Origin of the sequence: Nocardia lijiangensis NBRC 108240, assembly GCF_001613045.1 — a bacterium.
GTDB lineage: Bacteria > Actinomycetota > Actinomycetes > Mycobacteriales > Mycobacteriaceae > Nocardia > Nocardia lijiangensis.
This window is the reverse complement of the sequence record NZ_BDBP01000225.1, coordinates 1-657: the sequence shown is the minus strand read 5'-3', so window position 1 is coordinate 657 and position 657 is coordinate 1. Positions and strand designations below refer to the sequence as shown.

Genomic DNA, 657 nt, shown 5'->3' with positions numbered 1-657 from the left:
TGGTGGCCGCGGCCCGCGCGATCCTCGGTGAGACCGTCATCCGGCGGGGCACCGATCCGCTGCCCGTGCGCGACCCGCTGCCTGTCGTGCTGCCGCAGCAACTCGCCGAGCAGCTGGCCGCCGCGCACCAGGCGCAGGTGGAGGCTCAGCAACAGCAGGTGGCCGCCCAGGCCGCGGCCGCTCAGACGCCCGTGCGCGCGCAACCGCAGTCGCTGCCGCCGCAACCGCGCCGCGGCGCGGACGGCTCCGCGATGCAGCAGCTCGGCCTGAACTGAGCTGGGAGTCGATCAGTCGAAGGCGGTGAATCCGGTGTCGCCGAGGATCGCCGGATCGGCGCCGAGTTCGCCGAGGGTGGTGCGGAACAGTCGCGCGTGCGGGATCAGCTGCGCCCACTCCTCGGCCACCGCGAGCGGATGGACCGGGTCGTCCACCGCGGTGACAACGGCGACCGGCACGTCCACGGTGGCGAGCCGGTCGGTGCTCGGCCACTTGTAGTCGGCGGCCTCTTCCAGGGCTTGCGGCAGGTGCGGCCACTGGGAGCGCCAGGACTGGGTCAGGGCGTCGGCCAGCCAGCGTGGGCTGCTCGCCCGCATCCGCGCGATGACGGTCTCCAATCCGTCGGCGCGCAGCTGCTCGGCGGTCACCGCGGCGCTGAGC

The 657-nt window shown here is 74.1% G+C and carries 2 protein-coding genes; one reads left to right on the top strand and one right to left on the bottom strand.

Translation table 11 applies throughout. The annotated features are described in order from the left end of the window. Positions 1-275 (top strand): DUF3710 domain-containing protein (locus NL1_RS36015; protein ID WP_156095228.1); only part of this gene is annotated, 275 nt, incomplete at its 5' end. A gap of 12 nt (positions 276-287) precedes the next feature. Here NL1_RS36015 and NL1_RS38470 read toward each other — a convergent pair. Then, on the bottom strand, positions 288-657 hold a 370-nt coding region (locus NL1_RS38470; RefSeq protein WP_373862621.1), incomplete at its 5' end, for an alpha/beta fold hydrolase.